The sequence below is a fragment of the Bacillus sp. K2I17 genome (assembly GCF_002209985.1).
GTDB classification, from domain to species: domain Bacteria; phylum Bacillota; class Bacilli; order Bacillales; family Bacillaceae_G; genus Bacillus_A; species Bacillus_A wiedmannii.
The window spans coordinates 1-5,463 of the sequence record NZ_NJGF01000086.1 but is presented as its reverse complement, the minus strand read 5'-3'; the positions used below and the strand labels follow the sequence as shown (position 1 = coordinate 5,463).

Sequence of the window (5,463 nt, the reverse complement as noted above, 5' to 3'; positions counted from 1 at the left end):
TTCATCAGAACCAACAGATACTTCACCACGTTCACAACAAAATACTTCAGTTTCATCAGAACCAACGAATATTCCATTACGTTCACAACAAAAGTCTACAGTTTCATCAGAACCAACGAATACTCCATCACGTTCACAACAAAAATCTACGGTTTCATCAAAACCTACAAATACTCCATCATGTTCACAAAAAATTTCCACAGTTTTATTAAAATTACCATCCCCACTTGTTCCGCAAGCAGAGTCAAAAAGATTCAAGATACAACAAAATAATTCACAATCGATTTCTAAGTATCAAATCGACACGTCTAAAAATATTAAAGATATTACAAATGAAATCCAAAAGCTTTTACGTGATTATCAATTAATTCATTTACCCATCATAATATTTTTAGAACAAATTCATATTAAAGGTTTTATAATGAGTATTGGTAAAGAATCAATTGCTGTTACTGGGCCAAATTTACAGATAAAAGATAATTCAACTAATAAGATTATACAATCTCCAAATAAAATTACTATTAAAATTAAATCAATTCAAGCAATTAGTAATACGAAAAACTTCCTTATAAAAAAGAATGCAGATCAAATAAATTAAAATAAAAAAACATAAATGGCGGAAGTTTACAAAATTATAGATTCCATGAAAATATAACATTTTAAAATAAGGGCTTCTACCGTATCGATCCGCCCCGCCATTAATTTAAAAAATAAAAATACCCACAAGTACGAATTCATTATGTCCATTGTAATGTTTGGTTTGTTAAGCAAGGTAAATATCTAAAGAAGTACTTTCCCTCTTATATAGTTAAAAGTACAACAGATAGGCTCTTATGCTATTACACATAAGAGCCTATCTCACCAGTATTATACTCAACTAGTTATATAAAATTCCTTTATATTAAATAGAAGATATCCCTACAATTATTCTGGGAAAATAAAGCTAGAGTCCCCTTCACTATTAGCGGAATCTTCTTTTGGGAATGTAATAGTAGATCCTTCATTTCCCTTATTCCCTTTATTTACTTCTTGTTCCTCAGGAAATACAATGGAAGAATCATTACCTAAGTTTGGTGAAAAACCAAGTTTAGATAAAATGGCTTTTAAGTCAGGTAAAACACCAATTTTATCAGAGATTGGATCGTTAGATTTCGTTCCAGTACTAGGGTCACTTAAGATATCCCTAAGCTGGCTTGGTGTATATACTTTTCTCTGATTATTTTTTGCAATTCCTTGAATTGATGCTGCAGCACCAGCAATAATAGGCGATGCACTAGATGTTCCAGCAAAACTAGATGTATATAGATTTGTTATAAATTCACTTGGTTTAGCATCTGTTGTATCTACTGCATTCCCCCATCCATACACATCCACCCTACTACCATAATTAGAGAAATATGAACGTTTATGGGGAACCCTTGCAGAAGCTGCCCCAACCATAATTGCCCCTGAATCTTTAAAATCAGGACTATTACGATTTAAAACTTGTTTACCATTACGGTCTCTAAATTGATCTAAATCATTTCCGCCGTTTGCACCTGCTTCAATAATAATAATTCCCTTATTTGTTCCCAGACGAATTGCATCAAATAAATCCGGTTTTACTTCTACAGGAAAATAATTCTTATCTCCATATCCATCGTAAGTTGCTTGGGCTTCTAATAAAAGAATATCTCCAGCTTGCATATTGTTAACTGCACTTAATATAGCATCAGCTGTATTATAATTTCCGTTATCCCTAAACTGAGATACAACCTTTACCTTAGCTTTTGGTGCAATCCCAATTCCACCTATGTTATTATCTTCTGCCGAAACAATACCTAAGACTGAGGTACCATGATCATGGTGTTCACTCCTATTCTGTCCGGATATCAATTCAATCTTTTGATTCACTAAATCCTCATGACTAAATAACCACCCATACTCCATATCTACGAAAGTAGTTCCTTTTCCATCTCCACCTTTTATACTCCAGGCATAAGGTGCGTTAATTCCTAATGGTGCTGGTTCAAGGTAACCTTGTCTTGTAAGTCTAGGCTCATCATATGGATTAACAGATAAATTTGGCAAACGCTCTTCTGGTGGCGCCTCTTCCTCCTGTAAATACGCCGTTTCAACAAGAGATGATTTTTCAATTTTTGTAAGTAATGCTTGTACATCAATATCATCTTGAGTTTCTACAATATAATAGTTTAGCAAATTAGAAGAAATATGATCGGAATCTTTTATTTCTTTACCTAGATTTTTAATTTCTTTAGGATTTAAAGAACTAAAAAGTCGATTTATAGTTACATTTGGGTATTCAGCTAAAATTCCAATGAATTCAGGATCTTGTTTTTCTTCTTTAATGAATTTTTCTATTCCATCCTGATATGGTATATTCGCTTCATTTTTAAATTTCAAAATTAATTGTTTAGTAACTTGCTTATGTATAGTGGAATTTAATTGCTTATTTGAATAATTGTAAGTAGCTGCGTAGGCAACTTCTGATTTTTCACTTGGAAGTAATCCGCCTACTCCATTAAATGCTGTTAATGCAATTGAAGAAACTAGAATTCCCTTAAAAATTTTCAAAACGTGCACCTCTTCTTATCAATATATAATTATAAAAAAATGTATATTACCTAACTTCTTTTTATCAAAGCGTTTTATATGTAGGACTGTATTTTCAACTCCATTCATTCTTTAATATTTGTTTATACATCATTAATACAACTAATTCATACCAGTAATTTTATTCATTCAGTTGCATAACTGTAACCATTATAGTTACAGCTATGCGAAATAGTCAACCTTAAATGCAATTTTGCATGTAAAATCATACATACTTCTATTAACTTGTCCCCAATTATTTCAAAAGAAGTTGAGCTTCTATCATTTAGAGTAATTGCATATATGTAATATAAAGCATATAAGGAGGTTAAAATGTGGTAATCTCAAGACAAGATTCCTGGACTGATGATAACGATTTACTCCTCGCATCAACAGTACTTCAGAATATTCGTAACGGTGGAACACAGTTAGCTGCATTTAAAGAAGTAGCAAAACTACTAGCTAGAACACCCGCAGCTTGTGGATTTCGTTGGAATTCTTATGTGAGAAAACAATATCAAGAAGAAATACAACAAGCAAAACAAGACCGAAAAGCGGGAAACAACATTCCCTTCTCCCCACCAGAGAAAGAAACAAACTCTTTGCCTATTACATTAGATAACATTATTCTCTTTCTACAAAATTATAAAGATGTGAATGAATTGACAAAGTTACAAAATCAAATTGAGGATTTAGAAGCTGAGAATCAATCCCTTCTACAACGTTTAAATATGTATGAAGAAGAGTATTGTATGTTACTGAATCATATTGATAAGACAAGAAATTTAATGGCAGTGGATTAAACAGCATAACTATATTGATTTTCTAGTAGGACTTTCGCCCTCCAAAATCTTCATTGAAAAAGAAAATTCAGACTCTTATATTTGTATATAAGTAAAATACACATACATAATGTATGTGTATTTTTAATTTGACTATTATTAAAAGAAATATTTAGTCTATGTTACATCTTTTCTAATATTTCTTGTCTTTCACACCATTTTGTTAGCTTTTCTAATGCTTTTTTAGATAAGCGTTTTGTTTTATAATTACAAAACCTAGATAATGTAGACGGAGAAATACTAATTTCATCTGCTATTTCACGAATGCTTACCTTTTTTTCATTGTGTACTCTCAGTATTTGGTCACGGATCTTTTTCTCTATTTGTTCAACTGATTCTACAGTCTTCTTTACCTCTTCAACAACGGTTACTTCAGGTAATTGTTCTTGAGGTTCTTCTATACTCTTCTTTCCAATTACCCTATCCATTGATTGTAGCATTTCTTCAGGTGGTAAAATCGTTATTCCTAAGTTAGTGTAATAATTTTTAAACCAATTACGTTTCCCAATTTGTTGCTCATCAAGTGGATCACTATACTCCCAATGAGAGATTACTTTTTCATTTTCTAAATCCATTAGAACATTTTCTAACTGTTCTCTAATACGATTCGGCTTCCAATCTTTTGGGATATCCATTACTGCTAGCAGCCCTTTGTCCCCACCTATAGAATATGGCTTTTTCAATGATGAATACATTTGTCTAATTCTCCATTGCCATGTTAAGTATCGAATTAACCTTTTATGATATTTGTGTCTATAACTATTGTATTCAAGTGCTTTTTTAGACAATAATGCTGTTGTATTATTTGATCCATATAAATAATTGGTTAAAAAGCTACCTGGCTTAATACGACAAGATTCAATACCCATATATTCATTCGTAACACTATGTCTCCACAATACAACCGAATCTAATACAAATAATCGCTTAACAACCTCACGCTTTAATTCTAGTCGTTCCCCTTCATCTTCACGATCATTTAATACTACGACTTCATTATCATCATTTAAATAGATAAAAATACTTGCTAAAGCGGCAATTCTTTTTGCTATTTTAATTTTATCTTCAGCTCGATAATATTCTTTATTTTTAACGACTGTCTTTGGAATGTTGCACATCTCTAAAACTTGCTCATATGAAAAATCAATAAACTCATCTGGAGATTTTGCTTCGTTGATCCACTGTATTGTAATTGCATCTAAACAATCTGCTGTTAAATCATCCATATTACTCATTACATCATCAACAAGGGTATTCCATCGGGCAGCTTCTTCAATATTTGTAAGTCTTAAATCCTCGTCTTTATGTGAAGAAAGTTGAGCCATCCCATTAGAAGACTTCGTTTCAATAGGATATTGTAAAACTTTGGTATTATCATCCTCTTCAAATTGATTCTTTGCAATTCCATCTCTTAATTTATAATAAACAGCAGAGTTATTTACCTCGTAATAATCCTCATGGTTCACTATATTTGTCTGATCTATATTTTGATCATTTTCTAATATTTTGGAATTTGAAGGTGCTACATTTTGAAATTCTTTGTCTATAAATCCTTCAATTTCTTTATATATTTCTTCCTTATAGGAATCAATTTTGGCATAAATTTGTACTAATGTAGTACCGGATTCTTCCTTTTTTTCTAGCCAAGACACTAATGCAGTAAATGATGGGGAAGCATGAGGTGAGGTTAATACTTTATTATTATTGTTTTCAACATCTTTAAAGTATGCATTCCACTTATTCCATACTAGATCATTCGTTTTATAAATTGGCTCAGAGATTAACAAGGCATCTCGAAACATTTGTAATAAGTTATCCACTTTATATTCCTCCCTAAACCATGGATCATAACAAAGTAGTTTTTATCATAAAATTCTTTACTACTATTTTATTTAATCTATTGTAACAGATATTCATAAGATTTTGCGTCTTTCTTTCCTTAACCCTTTAACTTGCAACATCTTTGCTCTTTCTTTTACCTACTCTTCTTTACTTGCATTTCTTTTGCGCTTTGCTTTCCCTAACTCTT

General features: G+C 31.5%; 4 protein-coding genes. 2 read left to right on the top strand and 2 right to left on the bottom strand.

Going from position 1 to position 5,463, the window contains the following annotated elements:
• Window positions 1–598 (top strand): hypothetical protein (locus CER22_RS30495; RefSeq protein ID WP_088610451.1); only part of this gene is annotated, 598 nt, incomplete at its 5' end.
• 326 nt (window positions 599–924) lie between these two features.
• Here CER22_RS30495 and CER22_RS30490 read toward each other — a convergent pair.
• Window positions 925–2,574, bottom strand: coding sequence for a S8 family peptidase (locus tag CER22_RS30490; RefSeq protein ID WP_088610450.1), 1,650 nt, complete (start codon window positions 2,572–2,574; stop codon window positions 925–927).
• A 353-nt stretch (window positions 2,575–2,927) separates the two neighbouring features.
• Between CER22_RS30490 and CER22_RS30485 the strand changes: the two genes are divergently transcribed.
• Complete coding sequence (locus tag CER22_RS30485) at window positions 2,928–3,395, top strand: RsfA family transcriptional regulator (protein WP_088610449.1); 468 nt, start codon at window positions 2,928–2,930, stop codon at window positions 3,393–3,395.
• A 161-nt stretch (window positions 3,396–3,556) separates the two neighbouring features.
• Here CER22_RS30485 and CER22_RS30480 read toward each other — a convergent pair whose 3' ends face one another.
• On the bottom strand, window positions 3,557–5,254 hold the full coding sequence (locus CER22_RS30480) for a helix-turn-helix domain-containing protein (RefSeq protein WP_088610448.1): 1,698 nt from the start codon (window positions 5,252–5,254) through the stop codon (window positions 3,557–3,559).
• Between the last annotated feature and the right edge of the window lie 209 nt (window positions 5,255–5,463).